This window comes from Bartonella sp. AA9NXGY, from assembly GCF_042196845.1.
Taxonomy (GTDB): Bacteria; Pseudomonadota; Alphaproteobacteria; order Rhizobiales; family Rhizobiaceae; genus Bartonella.
Window position 1 is genome coordinate 1 of sequence record NZ_JBHIRB010000096.1, and the last position, 876, is coordinate 876.

The 876-nt window shown below is 37.0% G+C and carries 1 protein-coding gene; it reads right to left on the reverse strand.

Features of this window, described 5'->3' with window-relative positions:
- Positions 1–419: 419 nt before the first annotated feature.
- Positions 420–809, reverse strand: a complete 390-nt coding sequence (locus tag ACFIM6_RS10005) for a hypothetical protein (RefSeq protein ID WP_375612687.1) — start codon at positions 807–809, stop codon at positions 420–422.
- Positions 810–876 lie beyond the last annotated feature (67 nt).

Consider the following 876-nt stretch of genomic DNA (forward strand, 5'->3'; position numbering starts at 1 on the left):
GCTTTAACATCACCAAAATCTCTTAACGCCTTAATGCGATAAAGTTTTTTACCTTCGCGAAGAATTGTTTGATTGGTAAGTTGATATTTTGGAGATGTTTTTTGATTTTTAACTGTAGCGTTCATGCTAGTAATCCTTATCGTAAAAAAGGTTTGTTATTAACACCCCATAAGGGCGTCGGGTGCTAACAAACACGGCGATAAGTCCGTCGTCACACTTTTCTCATAAAGAGTATTGTATGGTGTGACCACACCCGACATAATCATTATATGCTAATCACAACATAAAAGACAGTCAGTATTTTAAAGAATGGGAAAAACCTTATCGTGGTTTATCCGCTTATCGCTAAGTGTTGTTAAGCACTTGACGCCTTTCTAAACGAACCTTTCCTTAAAGTCAATACGTATTTTTTATTTTTTTCACTTTTTTTCATTTTGATACCTACCTAGTTGAATACCAAGTGCTTTCTCTAGCTCGTTGTCTATATCATCATAAGTTTTCACTGCTTTAACTGTACATTTTTTGATTTCCCTATTCACCTCGTCTATCAACGCTTCACAACTCAAAACGCTTCTTGGCAAATCACCACCGTATATCCAAGCTTTCACTTGCGCCTTGGTACTGTAATCAACTTTACAAGGCATCTCATGATACTGACCACCGTCAAATTCTTCATATTCTCTTGTACCATCATCATATTCGTAAAGGTTGTAAAAATACTCTGCTACCCCTAATCCCCATGGTGCATATCCAACCGCTGTTGCAACAAACTTTTTCCCCCCCTTCTGTTTACGTTTTCTTAAAAACATCTGGTTTAATATCCCCTATCTAAATCCATAACTTTACCAATGGGTTTATTTGCCTCAAAATGGACCG

Excerpts from the sequence above, each read along its gene's own strand:
- ACFIM6_RS10005 (WP_375612687.1), bottom strand. The coding sequence starts at position 809 with ATGTTTTTAAGAAAACGTAAACAGAAGGGGGGGAAAAAGTTTGTTGCA.